Annotated in this window: 15 protein-coding genes; 5 read left to right on the top strand and 10 right to left on the bottom strand. The window is 73.3% G+C overall.

Annotated elements, in window-relative coordinates:
• The 4 genes from QRY02_RS43465 to QRY02_RS43450 are packed head-to-tail and all read right to left on the bottom strand — an operon-like array spanning nucleotide 1 to nucleotide 3,959.
• Nucleotides 1–972 carry an AAA family ATPase gene (locus QRY02_RS43465; protein ID WP_285988507.1) on the bottom strand — a complete coding sequence of 324 codons (972 nt, stop codon included), beginning with the start codon at nucleotides 970–972 and terminating at the stop codon, nucleotides 1–3.
• A complete protein-coding gene (locus QRY02_RS43460; RefSeq protein WP_285988506.1) occupies nucleotides 969–2,108 on the bottom strand; it encodes a DUF4350 domain-containing protein in 1,140 nt (379 codons plus the stop codon). Before QRY02_RS43460 ends, QRY02_RS43465 begins: the two co-directional genes overlap by 4 nt.
• A 34-nt stretch (nucleotides 2,109–2,142) precedes the next feature.
• Nucleotides 2,143–2,784, bottom strand: coding sequence for a DUF4129 domain-containing protein (locus tag QRY02_RS43455; RefSeq protein ID WP_285988505.1), 642 nt, complete (start codon nucleotides 2,782–2,784; stop codon nucleotides 2,143–2,145).
• Nucleotides 2,778–3,959, bottom strand: coding sequence for a hypothetical protein (locus QRY02_RS43450; RefSeq protein ID WP_285988504.1), 1,182 nt, complete (start codon nucleotides 3,957–3,959; stop codon nucleotides 2,778–2,780). The genes QRY02_RS43455 and QRY02_RS43450 overlap by 7 nt, the downstream gene beginning before the upstream one ends.
• A gap of 250 nt (nucleotides 3,960–4,209) precedes the next feature.
• On the opposite strand from QRY02_RS43450, the gene QRY02_RS43445 reads away from it, so the two are divergent.
• Nucleotides 4,210–5,232 carry a neutral zinc metallopeptidase gene (locus QRY02_RS43445; RefSeq protein WP_387042550.1) on the top strand — a complete coding sequence of 341 codons (1,023 nt, stop codon included), beginning with the start codon at nucleotides 4,210–4,212 and terminating at the stop codon, nucleotides 5,230–5,232.
• On the opposite strand, the gene QRY02_RS43440 is transcribed toward QRY02_RS43445, so the two are convergent.
• Both QRY02_RS43440 and QRY02_RS43435 read right to left on the bottom strand, forming a co-directional pair.
• Nucleotides 5,225–5,659, bottom strand: a complete 435-nt coding sequence (locus QRY02_RS43440) for a hypothetical protein (RefSeq protein WP_285994088.1) — start codon at nucleotides 5,657–5,659, stop codon at nucleotides 5,225–5,227. The genes QRY02_RS43445 and QRY02_RS43440 overlap by 8 nt on opposite strands.
• A gap of 81 nt (nucleotides 5,660–5,740) precedes the next feature.
• Entirely contained in the window at nucleotides 5,741–6,820 is a 1,080-nt protein-coding gene (locus QRY02_RS43435; protein WP_285988502.1) for a potassium channel family protein, read from the bottom strand.
• Nucleotides 6,821–6,899: 79 nt separating this feature from the next.
• Here QRY02_RS43435 and QRY02_RS43430 point away from each other — a divergent pair, with 79 nt between their 5' ends.
• Nucleotides 6,900–7,268 (top strand): DoxX family protein, encoded by a 369-nt coding sequence (locus tag QRY02_RS43430; protein WP_285988501.1) that lies wholly within the window; start codon nucleotides 6,900–6,902, stop codon nucleotides 7,266–7,268.
• Between the two features lie 146 nt (nucleotides 7,269–7,414).
• On the opposite strand, the gene QRY02_RS43425 is transcribed toward QRY02_RS43430, so the two are convergent.
• Nucleotides 7,415–10,657, bottom strand: a complete 3,243-nt coding sequence (locus tag QRY02_RS43425; RefSeq protein ID WP_285988500.1) for an ATP-dependent helicase — start codon at nucleotides 10,655–10,657, stop codon at nucleotides 7,415–7,417.
• Between the two features lie 55 nt (nucleotides 10,658–10,712).
• The gene (locus QRY02_RS43420; RefSeq protein ID WP_285994087.1) at nucleotides 10,713–13,886 is read right to left on the bottom strand and encodes an ATP-dependent helicase; all 3,174 of its coding nucleotides are present in this window, start codon (nucleotides 13,884–13,886) and stop codon (nucleotides 10,713–10,715) included.
• Between the two features lie 174 nt (nucleotides 13,887–14,060).
• On the opposite strand from QRY02_RS43420, the gene QRY02_RS43415 reads away from it, so the two are divergent.
• Nucleotides 14,061–14,384, top strand: a complete 324-nt coding sequence (locus tag QRY02_RS43415; protein ID WP_285988499.1) for an MGMT family protein — start codon at nucleotides 14,061–14,063, stop codon at nucleotides 14,382–14,384.
• Nucleotides 14,385–14,412: 28 nt separating this feature from the next.
• On the top strand, nucleotides 14,413–15,228 hold the full coding sequence (locus QRY02_RS43410) for a siderophore-interacting protein (RefSeq protein ID WP_285988498.1): 816 nt from the start codon (nucleotides 14,413–14,415) through the stop codon (nucleotides 15,226–15,228).
• On the opposite strand, the gene QRY02_RS43405 is transcribed toward QRY02_RS43410, so the two are convergent.
• Complete coding sequence (locus tag QRY02_RS43405) at nucleotides 15,229–16,038, bottom strand: uroporphyrinogen-III synthase (RefSeq protein ID WP_285988497.1); 810 nt, start codon at nucleotides 16,036–16,038, stop codon at nucleotides 15,229–15,231.
• Nucleotides 16,031–16,999 (bottom strand): helix-turn-helix transcriptional regulator, encoded by a 969-nt coding sequence (locus tag QRY02_RS43400; protein ID WP_285988496.1) that lies wholly within the window; start codon nucleotides 16,997–16,999, stop codon nucleotides 16,031–16,033. The genes QRY02_RS43405 and QRY02_RS43400 overlap by 8 nt, the downstream gene beginning before the upstream one ends.
• Before the next feature lie 63 nt (nucleotides 17,000–17,062).
• Here QRY02_RS43400 and QRY02_RS43395 point away from each other — a divergent pair, with 63 nt between their 5' ends.
• Entirely contained in the window at nucleotides 17,063–17,461 is a 399-nt protein-coding gene (locus tag QRY02_RS43395; protein ID WP_285988495.1) for a DUF3224 domain-containing protein, read from the top strand.
• Nucleotides 17,462–17,468 lie beyond the last annotated feature (7 nt).

Raw genomic sequence — 17,468 nt, 5'->3', positions numbered from 1 at the left:
TCAGCGCGGCACGGGCACGGACGCGAGCACGCGGTCCAGCACGCCGTCCGCCGTGACGCCCTCGAGCTCCGCCTCCGGCCGGACGTCCAGGCGGTGCCGCAGTGCGGGCCGGGCGAGGGCCTTGACGTCGTCGGGGGTCGCGTAGTCGCGCCCGGCGAGCCACGCCCAGGCGCGGGTCACCGCGAGCAACGCCGTGGCACCCCGGGGCGAAACGCCGATCCGCACCGACGGCAGCTGCCGCGTCGCCCGGCACAGGTCGACGACGTACCCGATCACCTCGGGCCCGATCGTCACGCGGGCCACGGCTTCCCGCGCGGCGGCGAGTTCCGGGGCACCGGCGACCGCGCGCAGGCCCGCCGCGGCCAGGTTGCGCGGGTCGAAGCCCTGGGCGTGCCGCCACAGGATCCCGATCTCGTCCTCGCGCGAGGGCGCCGGCATGGTCAGCTTGAGCAGGAACCGGTCCAGCTGCGCCTCCGGCAGCGGGTAGGTGCCCTCGTACTCCACCGGGTTCTGGGTGGCGATCACGATGAACGGGTCGGGCAGCGGCCGCGACTTGCCGTCGAGCGAGACCTGCCGCTCCTCCATCGCCTCCAGCAGCGACGACTGCGTCTTCGGCGGGGTCCGGTTGATCTCGTCGGCGAGCAGCAGGTTGGTGAACACCGGCCCCTCGCGGAAGGAGAATTCGCCGCTGTGCGCGTCGTAGACGATCGACCCGGTGACATCGCCGGGCATCAGGTCCGGGGTGAACTGCACGCGCGTGGTCTCCAGGTCCAGCGCCGCGGCCAGGGCCCGCACGAGCAGCGTCTTCGCCACGCCCGGGACGCCTTCGAGCAGCACGTGCCCCCGGCACAGCAGCGCCAGGATCAGCCCGGTGACGGCGGCTTCGTTGCCGACGACGGCCTTGCCGACCTCGGCGCGCAACGCGATCAGCGCGTCGCGGGCCCCGGTCGCGTTCTCGGTACCGCTGGTCAAGTTCGCCCTGCCTCTCGTTCCACGTGATCGAGTTCGCCGGCCAGCCGGACCAGCGCGGGGTCGTCCGGCACCGGCGGGCCGTAGAGGACCGCGCCGACCTCGCGAGCCGGCCGTCCGGTCCGTGTGCTGACCGACTCCACCAGCGCCGCCGGGTCGGCGTCGCGCGGCAGGCCCAGCGCGGTCCGCAGCCGGCCGCGCGCCGCTTCCCGCAGCGTCTCACCCGCGTGCCCGGCCGCCTTGGCCCGCCGGTACAGCCGGGCGCGGCCCTCGGCAGTTTCGGCCGCGCGGACGACGATCGGCAGCGGCTCGGTGACCACCGGGCCGAGCCGCCGGGCCCGCCACAACGCCAGCAGGGCGACGGCGACGAACGCCTGCGCGGCCCCGAAGTACCAGCCGTCCGGGATGAGGTCGAAGATCGACCGGCGGGAGTCGTCGAGCGCCGGGTCCGAGGTGGCCGGCAGGTACCAGACGAGCTTCGGGTGCGCGCCGAGCAGGCGCAGCCCCAGCGCCGCGTTGCCCTGTTCGGCGAGCCGCGCGTTGGTCAGCGGTGCCGGTGAGCCGAGCAGCGTCGTCGTGCCGCCGCCGTCGGCGAGCTGCAGCAGCGTCCCGCCGCCGTCCTCGCCGGGGTAGCACGAGCGCGCACCGGGCGAGGCGTAGCCGATCCCGCCGAGCGTGACCTCGCCCGCCGCGACCGCCGCGGCGACGGTGCACTGCGGCGGCAACGTCCCGACGTCGCTGCGGCCGGCCTGGTGCACCAACGGCAGTGAATCACGCAGCGTCGGCTCGCCCGGCGTCACGAGGACGACGTCGGCGGCGCGCTCGCGCAGCGCGTCGAACCGCTTCGCCGGGGCCAGATCCGGTGCGGTGACGAGCAGCGTCGCGTCGTCGCCGACTTCGGCGTCCGCTTCGGCGATCGTGTGCACGGTCCGGACGTCGACGCCCTGGTCTTTCAGGAGTTTCGCGAGGGCGTGCGCGCCACCGGGTTCGTACGAGCCGGGTTCGAGGGCGCCGTAGGCCTGCTCGCCGCGGCCGAGCAGGAGCAGAGCACCGGCGATGAAGATCAGGGCGAGGAGCGCGAGGGGAACGCGGGCACCGCGCCAGATCCGGTTCAGGTCGGGCGAAACCGCTGTGCTCATGCCGCCTCCGCGGGAAAGAGCACGTCGGCGGGGCTCACGGGGCCGCCATGGCGACCGGTCGCTCACGGCGGCAGCGTTCGTCCAGCTCGGTCAGCGTGCGGTACGCCGCTTCGGTGCCTTCGCGGCCGCCGTAGTGGACGTCGTCGAAGAGCCGGGCGCCCTGCCGCAACTGGTCCGCGACATTCGGCAGCAGCAGGCCGGCCTCGGCGGCGGCCTCGTCCGCCGTCCGGCCGGAGCGGGTGTCGAGCAGCGCGCGTTCCTCCAGGGCCCGCACGACGGCGCGGAAGCGGTCGCGGACGGCGTCGTCGAACCGGCCCGCGGCGGCGGCTTCCGCGGCCGACCGGCGGTAGTCGGCGGCGCTCTTGCGCTGCCCGCCGAAGACGACGCGGCCGGCCCGCGCCGAGCCGGCGATCTTGCCCGTGCGCACCCGGATCACCACGACGAGCACGACCAGCAGCGCGACGATCAGCACCACCCCGAAGATCCCGCCGGGCACGTCCGAGGACAGGCTGTTGAGCAGCTTCTCCAGCTGTTCCCCGAGCCACTGGCCGATCTGCTGCAGGAAGCTCGGCCGGGCGTCGCGGTACTTCGGGTCCGACAGCTCCTCTTCGGCCGCGCGGCGGGCCGCGTCCCGGTCGATGTCGACCGGGACGTCGATGAGCCGGAAGGTCACCATGCCTGGGGCGGCTGCACCCCGGCGGCGCGGGCCAGCTCGATGTCCATGCCTTCGCGGCGCATCCGCTGGTCGAGGTAGACGATCACGCTGACCAGCGCGACGAACGGGATCGCGATGGTGCCGGCGACGATCTGCCCGGCCGACGCCAGCAGCAGGTCACCGGTGCTCGGCACGGCTATCTTGCCCGGGTTGAAGATCTGGCTGAGCGTGCCGCTGCCGAAGGTGAACGGCAGCTGGATGATGTTCGCGAAGAACGACTCGATGATCTGGGCCAGCACCAGCACGCCGAGCACCCGCCAGAACGCGCCGCTGACCAGCTTGGCCGACCGCGCGAACGCCGTCCGGAACGTCCCGCGCTCGAGCACGAGCGCCGGGGCCGCCAGCGCCCAGAACACCCAGGCGAGGACGCCGGGGACGATGCAGAGCATGACGCCGATGGTGCTCAGGAGCGCGTAGACGAACGCCACGCCGAGCAGCGGCAGCAGCCGCGGCTGCACCTCGCTCCAGGCGATGCCGAAGGTGACCTCGCGGCCCAGCACGGCGCGGCCCATCACCGCGGCCATCAGGCCGGTGGTGACGGTCAGCAGGAACGTCGAGAGCAGCGTCGAGGAGATCAGCACGATGAAGAGGTCGCCGAAGGTGCCGAAGAGGGCGCTGCGGAGCTCCTCTTCGGTCGCCGCGGGGCCGAGGTCGACCGTCGAGGCGAAGCCCGCCAGGTCGGTGAGGATGTACTTCTGCAGGACGAACGTGATCGCGGCGCTGAGCACCGCCACCACCGCGCCGATGCCGAGGATCAGCAGCGCGTGCCGGCGGATCGCCGTGATCGCGCCGTCGAGGATGTCGCCGATGTTGAGCGGCCGCAGCGCGATCACGCCGGGCTTGCCGAGCCCGTGCGGGTTCCAGCGCGGCTGCTGGAACTGCGGCTGCTGCCCGGTGAACGGCGGCAGCGCGTCCGGGCGGTAGGCCGGTCCGTGCTGCCAGCCCGGCGGCGGGGTCGGCGGCGCGGCCTGCGCGTCCGGCGCCTGCCAGCCTCGCGGCGGCGTCGCCGGTGACGCGGCGTGATCTTCGGGCCGCTGGGGCTCACCCGATCCGGGGGCGGGAGCCTGGGGGGTGCCCTGGCTCGGAGTCGGCGTGTCGGCGCCCTCGCCGCCGGGCGCGCCACCGGTGTCTGTCATCGAAGCCCCTCGCCTGCAGTACCTGCTTGGCAACACTCTCTCAGAGCCGGTTGCACCCGGCCAGACCTGGGGTGACGTCGGTGCGCCGTGACCACCCGCGCACGGACGGGTGCGAGACGGCCCATTCCCCCGATATGCTGAATGGCGGGATCGGGTACCCCCGGTCCGTACCGAGACCCTTCGGGACTGCCTAGTGACGCAACCGCCCCCCGGCCAGGTACCGCCTCGCGGGACCGTCCAGCCGCCGCCGGTGCCGGATGCGCAACCGGATCTCCCCTGGCTCGGCCGCCCGCACACCGTGTCCGCACCGAGGCGCCGTTCGCCGGCGGCGGTGATCGGCGTCTGCCTCGGCGCGGTCGCCGTGCTGGTGCTCGGCCTGGTCGCGATCGTGGCCCTCAACCGCGACAACACCCCGCTGGCCAACCCGAACCTCCGCGACGTCCCGTCGTCGCAGGACGTCCCCCCGCAGCAGCTGCCGCCCGGCGGCGCGGGTGCCCCGGCGTCGGCGTCGAGCCCGTCGACCGATCCGGCGACGCCCAGCCCGACCGGCCCGCAGAAGATCCTCAAGCTGGCCGACCACCCGATCCTGCAGGACCCCAACGCCGGCCTGCAGAACCGCGTCTGCACGCTGCCGGCCTGGCAGAGCACGCAAGCGGGCGCGGAAGCGTTCTTCACCGCCGCCAGCAAGTGCCTCGACGCGGCGTGGGGCCCGTTCCTCACGGCCTACCACCTGCCCTTCACGCCGCCATCGCTGCACTTCCCGACCGGCGCGAGCTTCGAGACGGAGTGCGGCACCATCCAGGTCGGTATCGCGACGGCCGCGTACTACTGCGAAAACAACCTGTACGTCCCGTTCCGCGGCCTGCAGACCGACCAGTACGGCAACAACCCCGGTGTCTACCTGGCCCTGTTCGCCCACGAGTACGGCCACCACGTGCAAGAGGTCGCCGGCCTGATGGACGCGGCCTGGCAGAAGATCTACGAGGCCGGCCAGAACAGCCCGGCCGGGCTCGAGATGTCGCGGCGCAAGGAACTGCAGGCCCAGTGCTTCTCGGGGATGTTCCTCGGCGCGCACGTCGATCAGGGCGGCACGGTCACCCGCGACATGTACAACAAGGCCTGGAACGACCAGGAGACCCGCGGCGACAACACCTCCCGCAGCCACGACCACGGGACGAACGCGCACTACGCATCCTGGTGGCGGGCGGGCGCGACGAGCAACCGGATCGCCGACTGCAACACCTTCGCGGCGCCGTCGTCCGAGGTCAGCTAGCCGTTTTGGCGCCGGCCGTCCGGGGACGCAGCGGGATGCTCAGCCAGAGGTAGACGAACATCCCGCCGGAGAAGCACGCGAACACCAGCAGCGCCATGCCGAGCGGGCGCCGGGCGTCCGACGCACCCATCGACGTGTCGGCGAGGGTGACGGCGACCTGGCCCTGGTCCGGCACCACGTCCGGCACGGCGACCTCGACGCGTTCGCCCGGGCCGTGCCCGCAGCCGTCGAGCGTGCCTTCGTGGGCCTTCCCGCCGACGGTGAACTTGACGGTTTCCTTCGCGTCCGGCCGGTCGCACGGCGCCGGCTTGGTCACCTCCGCCTGCACCGGCGCGCCCAGGACGTCGTTGCCGATGCCGAGCAGGCCGGGCCCGGCCAGCCAGGCGAGGAGCACGACGAGCACGCCCGCCGCGGCGGGGATCGCCACCGTGGGCCACTTGAGGGCGAGAGGTCGCGGGGGCACCTGGTCATGGTTCCAGATCCCGCGGGCAAAACCCAGGTGCCCTGGTCAGCGCTCGATCTTCTCCGCCTGCGTCACCTTCTTGACGTACAGCAGCTTGTCGCCCGGTTCGATGGCGTCGGCCTGCGGGGCGTCGACGCGGTAGAGGACGCCGTCGCGGACCAGGCCGAGGACGAGGTCGGCCAGGTGCCTCGGCGACCCGCCCTCCTCCGCCGGCTCGACCGCCCGCTCGGCGATCGCCAGGCCGGATTCGGGGGTCAGCAGGTCTTCCATGATGTCCACGACCAGCGGCGTCGACGTCGCCATGCCGAGCAGCCGCCCGGCCGTCTCGCTGGAGACGACGACCTGGTCGGCGCCGGACTGCTTGAGCAGGTGGACGTTCTCCGCCTCCCGCACCGACGCCACGATGTGCGCCTTGGGCGCCAGCTCGCGGGCGGTGAGCGTGACGAGCACCGCCGTGTCGTCGCGGTTCGGGGCGACCACGACCGCGCGCGCGTGCTGCACGGCGGCGACGCGCAGGACGTCGGACCGGGTGGCCGAGCCGTGCACGGCGACCAGGCCGAGCGCGCTCGCCGCGTCGAGGGCCTGCTGGTCGGTGTCGACGACGACGATCTGACCGGGGGCGATGTTCTCGTCGCCGAGCAGCGCGTTGACGGCGGACCGGCCCTTGGTGCCGAACCCGACGACGACCGTGTGGTCGCGCACCTTCGTCCTCCACTTCTGGATCTTGAACGCCTGGCGGGAGCGCTCGGTGAGCACTTCGAGGGTGGTCCCGACCAGGACGATGAGGAAGAGCACCCGCAGCGGCGTGATCACCAGGACGTTCACCAGCCGGGCGGACGACGTCGCCGGCGCGATGTCACCGTAGCCGGTCGTCGACAGCGAGACCGTGGCGTAGTACAGGCTGTCCAGCAAGGACAGACCGTCGCCGTTGGCGTCGCGGTAGCCGTCCCGGTCGAGGTAGACGATGACCACCGTGGCCAGCAGCGCGAGCGTCGCACCGATGATCCGCTTGACGATCGCGCGGAGCGGGCTGACCGTCAGTTCCGGCATCCGCAGGATGCCGACGAGCTCGTGGTCGGGCCGATCGGTGAGACTGCCCAGCGGCAACCGTTTGAGGGCCTTCATGCTGGCTCGTGTCGAGCGTCACTCACGCCCGGAGGATAGCCGAACCGGACACCGCGCCGCCGCGTGAAACGATGAGTTCATGGCAACCTCGCAACGGCCCGCGCACTTCCTGGCCGGCGTGCTGGGCACGATGGGCGTCCTGCACTTCGCCGTCCCCAAGCCGTTCGACGGCCTGATCCCCGCTTCGCTGCCGGGTTCGCGGCGGGCTTGGACGTACGGATCGGGCGTGGCGGAGCTGGCGATCGCGGCCGCGGTGGCGGCTCCCCGCACCCGCCGTCTCGGCGGCCTGGCGGCGGCGCTGTTGTTCCTGGGCGTCTTCCCGGGCAACGTCAAGATGGCGGTGGACGCCCGGCGCGCCCCGGCTCCCCGCCGCGCGATCGCCTGGGCCCGCCTTCCCCTGCAGTGGCCCCTGATCGCGTGGGCCCTGAAGGTCCGCGACAACGCGTAACCCGCGTGATCAAGCGGTCGACACGCGTGATTGAAGGGTCAGCTCGCGTGATTGAAGGGTCGACACGACGGCTCGGCCCGCAACCCGGCGTGTCGTCCCCCGAATCACGCGTGTCGACCTCTCAATCACGCGTGTCGACCCGCTGATCACGCCTCGGGGATGTCGCGGAGGAGGCGGCGGAGGGCTTCCGGGTCCAGGAGGTCGGCCGGGCGGATCGTGCGGTTCGCGCGGACGTAGTGGAAGGCCGCGCGGACCTGGTCCACCGGGACGTTCTTCAGGGCCGCCCAGGCCATCCGGTAGGCCGCGAGCTGGACGGACAGGGCCGGGATCCGGGACTCCGGCGGGACCGCGCCGGTCTTCCAGTCGACCACCGTCCAGCCGCCGTCGGGGTCGGCGAAGACCGCGTCCATGCGGCCGCGCAGGGTGAGGCCTTCGACGTCGGCCGAGAACGTCACCTCCACCGCCACCGGGACCCGCGGCGCCCACTCGCTCTTCTCGAACTCCGCCTGCAGTTCCTCGAAGTCCGCGTCGGGGGCCTCGCCGAAGTCGGCCGCGCCCGGGAGGTCGTCGATCTCGATGAGCTGGTCGCCCGCGAACCGGCGTTCGAGCCAGCCGTGGAACTCCGTGCCGCGGCGGGCGAAGCTGTTGGGTTCCACCGGGAGCGGCCGGCGCAGGTCGGCGGCGAGCCGGGCGGCGTCGTCGGCCAGGGCGACCAGCTGGCTCACCGAAAGCCTCGACGGCAACGGGACCCGCTTGACGTGGTCGTCCTTGCGCGCCCACTCCTCCAGCAGGACGTCGGTGTCGGTCAGCCAGCCGTCGGGGTCGTCGTCCTCTTCGGACGACTCCGCGGGTTCCGAAGCGGACAGCGCCTCCGACACCAGCTCCACGCCGGTCTGCACGCCGGTCCGGCGGTCGGCGAGGGGGTCGACCGGCCAGCGCGCCGCCCGCGAGTCCGAGACGAGGGGGTTCTCGTCGTCCTCGGTGGGTTCCGGCGTCCACTCCGCGAGCTGCCCGGCGCCGGTCTCGCGCACGACGTCGGCGATCTCGGTGAGGAACTCCGACGGCCCCTTCGCCCGGCTGCTGCTTTCGTTCCACCAGTGCCCGGAGACGATCAGCGCGTGCTCGGACCGCGTCAGCGCGACGTAGCAGAGCCGCCGTTCCTCCGCCTGCTCCCGCTCGACGAACCCGGCTTCGTGCAGTTCCAGTCCTTCTTGGACTTCCTTGCGGTCGTAGCCTTCGGCGATCCGAAGTTCCGGCAGGTCCTCGGCGTCGCCCCGCAACGCGGCCGGCAGCGACGTCGCGGTCCGCAGCCACGACGACGACCGCCGCCGCCCGGGGAACACGTCGTGCACCAGGTGCGGCACGGCGACGACCTCCCACTCGAGCCCCTTCGCCGAGTGCACGGTCAGCACCTGCACCCGGTCCGGGACGACCTCGACCTCGCCCGGGGTGAGCCCGTCCTCGGCGTGCGCGGCGGTGTTGAGATAATCCACAAAGGACAGGAGGGTCGCCGTCGGCGCCGTCTCGGCGTAGTCGGTGACGACCTCGGCGAACGCGTCCAGGTGCGCCCGCCCCGCGGAACCCGGCCGGGCCAGGGATTCGACGTCCAGGAGCATCGTGCGTTCGACGTCGGCGACGAGCTCCGGCAGCGACTGGTCGAGCCGCCGCCGCAGCGCGGCCAGCTCCCAGCCGATCCGCCGGATGCGTTTGTACCCCTCCTCGGAGTACCGCGCCGGGTCGCCCGGCTCGTCGACGGCGTCGATCAGCCCGGCCTGCTCGACGCGCTCGACGACCAGTTCCGGCGTGTCCGGCTTCTCCGGGCTGGACAGCTCGCCGGCCCGCCGCCACAGCGCGGCGACGTCGGCCGCCGAGAGCCGCCAGCGCGCGCCGGTCAGCAGCCGGGCCGCGGCACTCCCGGACAGCGGGTCGGCGAGCACCTTCAGCGTCGACACGAGGTCCGCGACCTCGGGCTCGTCCAGCAGGCCGCCGAGCCCGACGACCTCGACCGGCAGCCCGCGCGCCCGCAGTTCGGCGGCGATCGGGGCCATGTCGGCGCGGCGCCGCACCAGCACCGCGGCGGTCGGCGGCTTGCCGGCCTGCTCCTGGTGGGCGTACCAGCGCCGGGCGAGCGCGTCGGCGACCCACGCGCGCTCGGCGCGGACGTCCGACAGCAGCGCACACGCGATGTCCGCCGGCCCGGCGCCTTCCCGCGCCCGCAGCCGTTCGACGCCGAGGCCGCGGGCCCGCAGCGGTTCGGCGATCGCGTTCGCGAGGTCGAGGATCTCCGGCGGGTTGCGGAAACTGGTCAGCAGCCCGAATTCGTGCGCGGGGACGAGCCGTTCGCCGTCGAAGCGCGGGAAATCCGTGGTGAACCGGGGCAGGTTGGCCGCGCTGGCCCCGCGCCAGCCGTAGATCGCCTGCGCGGGGTCGCCGACGGCGGTGACCGGCATCGGCGGGTTCTCGACGCCGCCGAACAGCGCCCGCAGCAGCACGCGCTGGGCGTGCCCGGTGTCCTGGTACTCGTCGAGCAGCACGGCGCCGTAGCGCTCACGCTCGCCGCGCACGACCGACGGGTACCCGCCGGCCAGCTGGGCGGCCAGCGACATCTGGTCGGCGAAGTCCAGCGCGCCTTCGTTGCGCTTGCGGCGGTGGTAATCGTCGACGAGCGGCAGCAGCGCGAGCCGGAAGTGTTGCGCGGCCATGATTTCGGTGAGCTTCTGCGGCAGCGCGGCCCGCTGTCCCTTGGCGCGCGGGGCGTTCTCGATGACGCGGCACAGCCACGTGGTGTATTCGGCGAGCTGCTCGGTGGAGACGAGGTGCTCGCCCAGCTCACCGGCCAGGGCGAGCAGGTCGGCGGTCACGGTCGGCGGGACGCGGTCGGTGTCGAGTTCGTTGTCCCAAGTGGACACCACCCGGTGCGCGATCTGCCACGACGACGTTTCGGAGAGGAGCCGGACGCCGGGCTGGACCGGCAGGCGGAGGCCGTGTTCGGACAGCAGGCGCCCGGCGTAGGCGTGGTAGGTGAGGACGGTGGGTTCGCCGGCGACCACGGTGGACCGGAGGCCGCCGGTCGGGTCGAGCCGGTCGAGCAGGCCGGACCCGGCGAGGCGGCGGAGCCGGGCCCGGACGCGTTCGCCGAGCTGGCGCGCGGCTTTGCGGGTGAAGGTGAGGCCGAGGACGCGGTCGGGGCTGACGATGCCGTTCGCGACGAGCCAGACGACCCGCGCAGCCATGGTTTCGGTCTTCCCGGCCCCGGCTCCGGCGACGACCAGGGACGGTTCGACGGGCGCGGCGATGACGGTGGCCTGTTCGGGCGTGGGCCGGTGCAGGCCGAGGGCATCGGCGAGTTCGGCGGGCTCGACGGGGTTGGCGATGAGGAGCGGGCTCACGCACCCCCCTCCGGAACGGCACTTTCCCGTGAAAGTGCCCAGGTGGCCGCAACGGTCATGGCCCCGGCACCTGCCGGCCCTCGGGGCGCAGCGGGCAGCACCCGCGCGCGGGGCACCGGTCGCAGTCCGGGTTCTCCTGCGCCTGGTAGTCCGGTCCCGCCGCCGAGGCCGCCGCCTTCTGGACCAGCTCCAGCCACTGCTTGCCGCCCACCTCGTCGAGCGGCGGCTGCGACCGCTCCGTCGACCCCGTCTTGTTGTTGGCCTTCGCGACGTACACCAGCCGCGCGCCGCCCGCCTCGGTCCGGCCCTCGATCGCGCCCAGCAGCACCGCCAGCTGGTAGGCCGCCAGCTGCGGGTGCGCCTCGGCCTCCGCGCCGGACACCGGGACCTTGCCCGTCTTGATGTCGACGATCACCGGCCGTCCCTCGGCATCCAGCTCCACCCGGTCGACCCGCCCGCGCAGCAGCACCCGGACCTCGTCCTCGCTCGCCGCCGGCAGCTCGACCTCGATGTCCTGCTCGACCCCGGCTTCCTTCAACTCGGCCCGGCTGCGCTCCAGCCAGGTCGTGAAGTTGCGCAGCATCTGCTCGACCCGGCGCCGCTCGCGCCGGGAGAACCACGGCGCGCCCGCGTCGACGCGCACCCAGGCCTCGTCCAGCGCGGCCTGCAGCTCGGCGTCGGTGCTGCCGGACGCCACCGCCTGGGCGAGCCCGTGCACGAGCGTCCCGGTCACCGCCGCCAGCTGCGCCGGGTCGCTGCCGCCGTGGCGCTCGATCATCCAGCGCAGCGGGCACTTCGTCAGGATCTCCACTGTGGACGGTGAGATCCGGATGAGGTCGCCCGGCGGGTGCACCGGCTCGTCGCTGGACGCCGGGAGCAGGCCGTACCACATGGAGGGGTGCGCGCCGGGCACGCGCGCCTCGGCCAGCCGGGCCAGCTGCTTGGCCGCACGACGACGCCGCGCGGGGTCGGCCTTGTCGTCGCAGACGACCTCGCGCAGCTCCCCCACCAGCTCGGCGAGCACCAGCGACCGGCCCGGTGGCTTCATCCGCGAGTCGAGCCCGCCGTCGTCGGCGCCGTTCTCCTCCAGGTCGTCGAGGAAGCGGGACGGCTGCTCGTCCTCGCCCGACACCGCCGTGACCAGGAGCGTCTGCTTCGCCCGGCTCATCGCGAGGTAGAACAGGCGCCGCTCCTCGGCCAGGATCGGCGCGGTCTGGGAGACGGCGTCGTCGTCGACCCCGGCCATCAGGTCCTTCAGCCGCTCCACACCCAGCACGGACCCGCGCAGCCGCAGGTCCGGCCACGCGCCCTCCTGGACGCCGGCGACGGCGACGACCGTCCACTCGCGACCGGCGGCCGCGTGCGCGGTGAGCAGCGAGACGCCGTCGGCCGGGACGGCCGCCGGTGCCAGCGTGTCACCCGCGATCCGTTGCGCGCCGAGGTAATCGGCGAAGGAGGCCACGCTCGCGCGGGGCAGCCGGTCGACGTACCGGCCCGCGGCGTCGAACAGCGCGACGACGGCGTCGAGGTCGCGGTCGGCCTGCGCCCCCAGCGACCCGCCGCGCTCGACCTGCTTCAGCAGCTTGTCCTGGAGCCCGCTTTCCCGCCACAGCTGCCACAGCACCTGCTCGACACCCTCGCCGCGTGCCACGGCCTGGTGCGTGACGCGCAGCAGCCCGCCGACGCGCCGCACCGGCTCGGCCTCGGCGTCGGCCAGCCCGGCCAGGATGTCCCCGCCGCGCAGCGCTTCCACGAGCAGTTCGTCGCTCGAACGCTGTCCGCCGCCGGCCAGTTCGAGCCGGCGCAGGCCGCGCCGCAACCGCCGCAGCGCCAGCGGGTCCGCGCCGCCGAGAGCGGACGAAAGCAGCATTTCGGCAAGATCGATGTCGAGCAGTTCGGGCGACGGCGCGAGCTTCAGCACGGCCAGCAGCGGCCGCACCGCGGGCTGCTTGGCCAGCGGCAGCTCCTCGGTCGCCGACCCGATCGGGACGCCGGCCGCGCGCAACGCGCGTTGCAGCACCAGGAAAGTCCGCGCGGGCGACCGGACGAGCACCGCGATCTCCGACCACGGCACGCCGTCGACGAGGTGCGCGCGGCGGAGCTGGTCGGCGATCCAGCTCGCCTCGGCGGCCGGGGTCGGCATCACCCGGACCCGCACGTTCCCGCCCGTCGCCCCCGGAGGCGCGACGATCTTGCGGTGCGCCGACGCGCCGGGCAGCGTCGCGCCGATCTTCCGCACCGCCAGGCGGACGGCCGGGGCGAGCCGGTGGGCCGTGGTGAGGGTGACAGTCCGGCTGCCGTCCGGGTCGGCGTCGGCGAACAGGCTCGCGTCGGCGCCGCGGAAGGAGAACACGTTCTGGTCGGGGTCGCCGGCCACGACGAACTCGGCCGCGGTGTGCCCGATCATCCGGACCAGGCTGGTCTGCAGCGGGTCGAGGTGGTGGGCGTCGTCGACGAACAGGTGCCGGACCCGGGTGCGCTCGCGTTCGCGCAGCTCGTCGTCGTCCTCCAGGGCGAGCAGCGCGGAGGTGACCAGCTCGGCGGCGTCCAGCGCGGGCGCGCTCGCCACGCCGAGGGCGTTGCCGCCCGCGCCCTGCAGCTGCGTGACCTCTTCGTACTGCGCCCAGAACTGCCCGGCGGCGATCCACTCCTCGCGCCCGCGGCGGCGGCCCAGCTCGGCGAGGTCCTCGGGGCCGAGCCCGCGCTCGGCCGCGCGCATCAGCAGGTCACGCAGCTCTTCGGCGAAGCCGGGGACCATCAGGGCGGGCCGCAGCTGCTCGGGCCAGTACTCGGCCTCTTCGTCGAGGTCACCGGCCAGGAGCTCGCGGACGACGACGTCCTGTTCGGCACCGGCGAGCAGGCGCGGCGGCGGGAGCTCTTCGGCCATCGCTTCCAGCCGCAGCAGCGAATACGCGTAGGAGTGCACGGTGCGCACGAGCGGCTCGCGGACGGTCCGGGGCAGCGGCCGCGCCTGCTCGGGGTCGGCGGTGAGCCGTCGCGTGATGTCGGCACGCAGCGCGTCGGCGGACTTGCGCGACGTGGTGAGCACGAGCACGCTCTCCGGGTCGGCGCCCTCGGCGATGCGGCGGGTGGCGGCCGAGGCCAGCAGCGCCGTCTTGCCGGTGCCCGGGCCGCCGAGCACGCGGAGGAACCCGCCGGGTGCGGAGAGCACGCGCCGGGCGCCTTCGTCCCAGGTGAACGAGGGTGTGGCGGTGATCGGCGTGCGCACCAGCCGCGCGCCCGCCTGGGCCGTTCGCCTCCCGTTCACCCCGCGATGGAACCACGCCCGGTCCCCCGGGTGGTGCACCGGCACGGCTTAGCGGAGGGTGCGTTCGGTGAAGGCGCCCGGCGGTGCGGTGGATGGTCACCGAAACTGTCGGTGGTGTCCGGCACAGTAGGGCTCATGGACGACGTTCTGCACGAGCGGGTGCGGGAAATCATCGAGTCCGTGCCGTCCGGCGCGGTCGCGACGTACGGCGACATCGCGGCCCTCGCCGGCGCGCCTTCGCCGCGGATGGTCGGCGCCATCCTGGCCGAGGACGGGCACGACCTGCCGTGGCACCGGATCCTGCGCGCGAACGGCACCCCGGCGCCGCACCTGGTCCACGACCAGCTGGAGCGGCTGCGGGCGGAGGGCGTCCTGGCCGACGGCCAGCGCGTCGACCTGCGGAAGTACCGGTGGAAACCGGACGGAGAGGAGGACACCGGCCCGGAGGGGCTGTTCTAGACCCTCGCTATTAGGTTAGCCTCGCCTAATGACGACCACGGAGGCTCTGACCTACCACCGTGCCCGGGTGAGCGCGGTCCGCCCGATCACGCCGCACACGGTGCGGGCGACCTTCGCCGCGGAGAGTTTCCGGGAGGTGCCGGCCGGGGCGCCCGACCAGTACGTCAAGGTGTTCTTCCCGTTGCCGGGGCAGGAAGCGCCGGTGCTGCCGGAGACCGGCTCCGACGTCATGTCCTGGTACCGGACGTACCTGGCGATGCCGGACGACGTCCGGCCGCCGATGCGCACCTACACGGTCCGGGCCCACCGCCCGGAAGCGGCGGAGATCGACGTCGACTTCGTGCTGCACGGCGATTCGGGACCGGCCTCGGCGTGGGCGTCGCGGGCGGCACCGGGCGACCGGGTGACGTTCACCGGGCCGTACGGGCTGTATGCGCCATCCGAGACTTGCGACTGGCAGCTGCTGGTGGGCGACGAGACGGCGCTGCCGGCGATCGGCGCGATCGTCGAGCAGCTCCCGCCGGGCGCACGGGCTTCGGTGTACGTCGAGCTGGCGGACCGCGCGGCGCGGCAGACGTTCGAGACGCGCGGAGCGGTGGAGATCCACTGGGTGCTGCGCGGCTCGCGGCCGCTGGGGGAGGCGTTGCTGGAGGCCTTGCGAGGGGCGACGTTCCCGGGCGGGACGCCGTACGCGTGGGTGTCGGGCGAGGCGGGAGTGGTCAAGTCGGTGCGTCGGCACCTGGTGCGGGAGCGCGAGGTGGCCAAGGAGCTGATCTGCTTCACGGGGTATTGGCGGCAAGGGATGAGCGAGGAAGCCGTGGCCCGGGAAGCCGTTCAGGCCTGACTACCCCTTGCCGAGCTTCGTGACCAGCAGCTTCACCAGCGCGCCCAGGCGCTGGCGGTCCGGCTGCAGCGTCTCGATGCCCGCCGCCTCCAGCGGGGCCGCCGTCACCGGGCCGACGCACGCGCACACCAGCGGGCCGCGCAGGGCGGCGAGCAGCTGCTGGTAGCGCCCGGACGTGCGGGCCAGCGTCAGGAAGTTCGCCGCGGCCGGGGCGCTCGTGAACGCCAGTGCGTTCAGCTCGCCCGCCACGGCCGCGTCGATCAGGCCGTACACCGGGGTGACGTCCGGCGGCGAATGCCAGCGGTACGGCTGCACCGCCGTCAGCCACGCCCCGGCCTCCACCAGCGGATCGGTGAGCTCCGGCAGCGGTGTCCCGTGCAGCTGGACGGCCACCCGCTGCCCGAGCACGCCCGCCGAAGCGACGGCCTCGAACAGCTCGGCGTTCGACTCGGACTCGGCGGAGAAGAACTCCCGCAGCCCGGCGCCCCGGACCGCGCCGACCGCCTTCGGCCCACGGGCGTAGATCCGCGAGTCCCGCAGGTGGTCGAGAAGCGGCTGCCGCAGGCCCCAGCCCTCGGCCGCGTCCAGCCAGCCGCGGAAGCCCGCGCCGGTCGTGACGACCGTGATGTCGACCGGCGACATCACCAGCTTCAAGGTGGCATCTTTCAGCTCGGGGTCGGCGTCCAGCGGCACGATGGTGATCGTCGGCGCGTGCCGGACCTCGGCGCCGTAGCGTTCGAGGGCCGCGATGAATTCGCCGGCCCGGCGCTCGGCCGTCACGCCGATGGCGGTGCCGCTCAGCTCACCCATAGAACGCGCCCATCTCCTCGATCGCTTCGGCCAGTTCCGCCCGCAGCTCCTCCGGTGCGAGGACCTCCAGGTGCGGCCCGAAGCGCAGCAGCTCGCCGATGGCCGGTTTGCCCGGCTCCACCGGCAGCTCCACGGTGAGCCAGCCGTCCGCGTCGGGCTCGTTCCGGCACTCCCGCAACGCGCGGGCGCCGACGGAACCTGCGTAGAACGGTACGAGAGCCTGTGCCCGCGGCGAAAGCCGCACCACCGCGACGCGCGGGTACATCCGGCGTTCGAACTGCTCGGACCACTCCTGCCAGTACCGCGCGAGGTCGAACCCGGCCGGCCGCTCGAACACCTCGCCGAGGTCGGTCAGCTCGAGCACCCGCGAAATGCGGTAGGTCCGGTCGGTGCCCTCGCAGCGGCCCGCGAGGTACCAGTTGCCCGCCTTGAGGATCAGCCCGAGCGGCTCCAGCTCCCGTTCGACGACCCGCTGCCCCCACCGCTCGTAGCGGATCCGGATCCGGTGCGACGACCACACTGCGTCGGCGATCGCCGAGAGCGTCGGCAGGCTTTCGATGCCCCGGTGCCAGCCGGGGACGTCCAGGTAGAACCGCTCGGCGACGCGGCCGGCACGGTCGCGCAGCTCGGCGGGCAGCGCGGCGTACAGCTTGAGCTGGGCCGCCGCGAGCACCGTGCCGAGGCCCAGCTCGGCCGCGGCCACGGGCAGCCCGGCCAGCGACAGCGACTGGGCCTCTTCCCCGGTCATCCCGGTGAGCCGGGTGCGGTAGCCGTCGACCAGCCGGTAGCCGCCGGTCCGGCCGCGGTCGGCGTACACCGGGACGCCGGACGCCGAGAGCGCGTCGATGTCCCGGTAGACCGTCCGCACCGAAACCTCGAGCTCTTCGGCCAGCTCCTCGGCCGTCATCCGGCCGCGGTTCTGCAGCAGCAGGAGGACGGACAGGAGGCGGCTCGCACGCATGGTTTTCAGTTTGGCAGAAATACCTGACACGAGCTGACAGGTATGCCCGGCAGAGTGGTCCCCATGAACGGATTCACCACGAAGAACTGGGAAGAGAAGATCGTCAGCGGCACCGAGGGCAGCGGCCCGCGGGTGGCCTACGCGCACGCCACTTTCGCGTACGAAGGCGTCATCGAGGCTGAGTCGATCTGCGACCTTCTGCTGTACTACGCGGGCGAAGGGTACGAAAGCGGTCAGACGACGTCGCCGTGCTTCGAGCGCTTCGAGGGCAAGGTCGACGGTCGCGAAGGGACGTTCATCGTGCGCCACGAGTACACGTTCGACGCCAAGGGCATCGCCTCGACGTTCACCGTCGTCCCGGGCTCCGGCACCGGCGAGCTGGCCGGGATCACCGGCAGCGGCACCGCCGGGGGTGCCCTGGGCGAGGACAAGGTGGCCTACACCTTCGAGTACGCGTTCTAGGAGCCGC

Source organism: Amycolatopsis sp. DG1A-15b (genome assembly GCF_030285645.1).
Taxonomy (GTDB): domain Bacteria; phylum Actinomycetota; class Actinomycetes; order Mycobacteriales; family Pseudonocardiaceae; genus Amycolatopsis.
Note: the sequence above shows the minus strand (reverse complement) of the source record. Positions and strands in the feature narration are given on the sequence as shown.

What these genes read in the sequence shown, in the direction of transcription:
- QRY02_RS43410 (WP_285988498.1), top strand. Translation starts at nt 14,413, where the DNA reads ATGACGACCACGGAGGCTCTGACCTACCACCGTGCCCGGGTGAGCGCG.
- QRY02_RS43435 (WP_285988502.1), bottom strand. Translation starts at nt 6,820, where the DNA reads ATGAAGGCCCTCAAACGGTTGCCGCTGGGCAGTCTCACCGATCGGCCC.
- QRY02_RS43460 (WP_285988506.1), bottom strand. Translation starts at nt 2,108, where the DNA reads ATGAGCACAGCGGTTTCGCCCGACCTGAACCGGATCTGGCGCGGTGCC.
- QRY02_RS43405 (WP_285988497.1), bottom strand. Translation starts at nt 16,038, where the DNA reads ATGGGTGAGCTGAGCGGCACCGCCATCGGCGTGACGGCCGAGCGCCGG.
- QRY02_RS43455 (WP_285988505.1), bottom strand. Translation starts at nt 2,784, where the DNA reads ATGGTGACCTTCCGGCTCATCGACGTCCCGGTCGACATCGACCGGGAC.
- QRY02_RS43395 (WP_285988495.1), top strand. Translation starts at nt 17,063, where the DNA reads ATGAACGGATTCACCACGAAGAACTGGGAAGAGAAGATCGTCAGCGGC.
- QRY02_RS43430 (WP_285988501.1), top strand. Translation starts at nt 6,900, where the DNA reads ATGGCAACCTCGCAACGGCCCGCGCACTTCCTGGCCGGCGTGCTGGGC.
- QRY02_RS43450 (WP_285988504.1), bottom strand. Translation starts at nt 3,959, where the DNA reads ATGACAGACACCGGTGGCGCGCCCGGCGGCGAGGGCGCCGACACGCCG.
- QRY02_RS43415 (WP_285988499.1), top strand. Translation starts at nt 14,061, where the DNA reads ATGGACGACGTTCTGCACGAGCGGGTGCGGGAAATCATCGAGTCCGTG.
- QRY02_RS43400 (WP_285988496.1), bottom strand. Translation starts at nt 16,999, where the DNA reads ATGCGTGCGAGCCGCCTCCTGTCCGTCCTCCTGCTGCTGCAGAACCGC.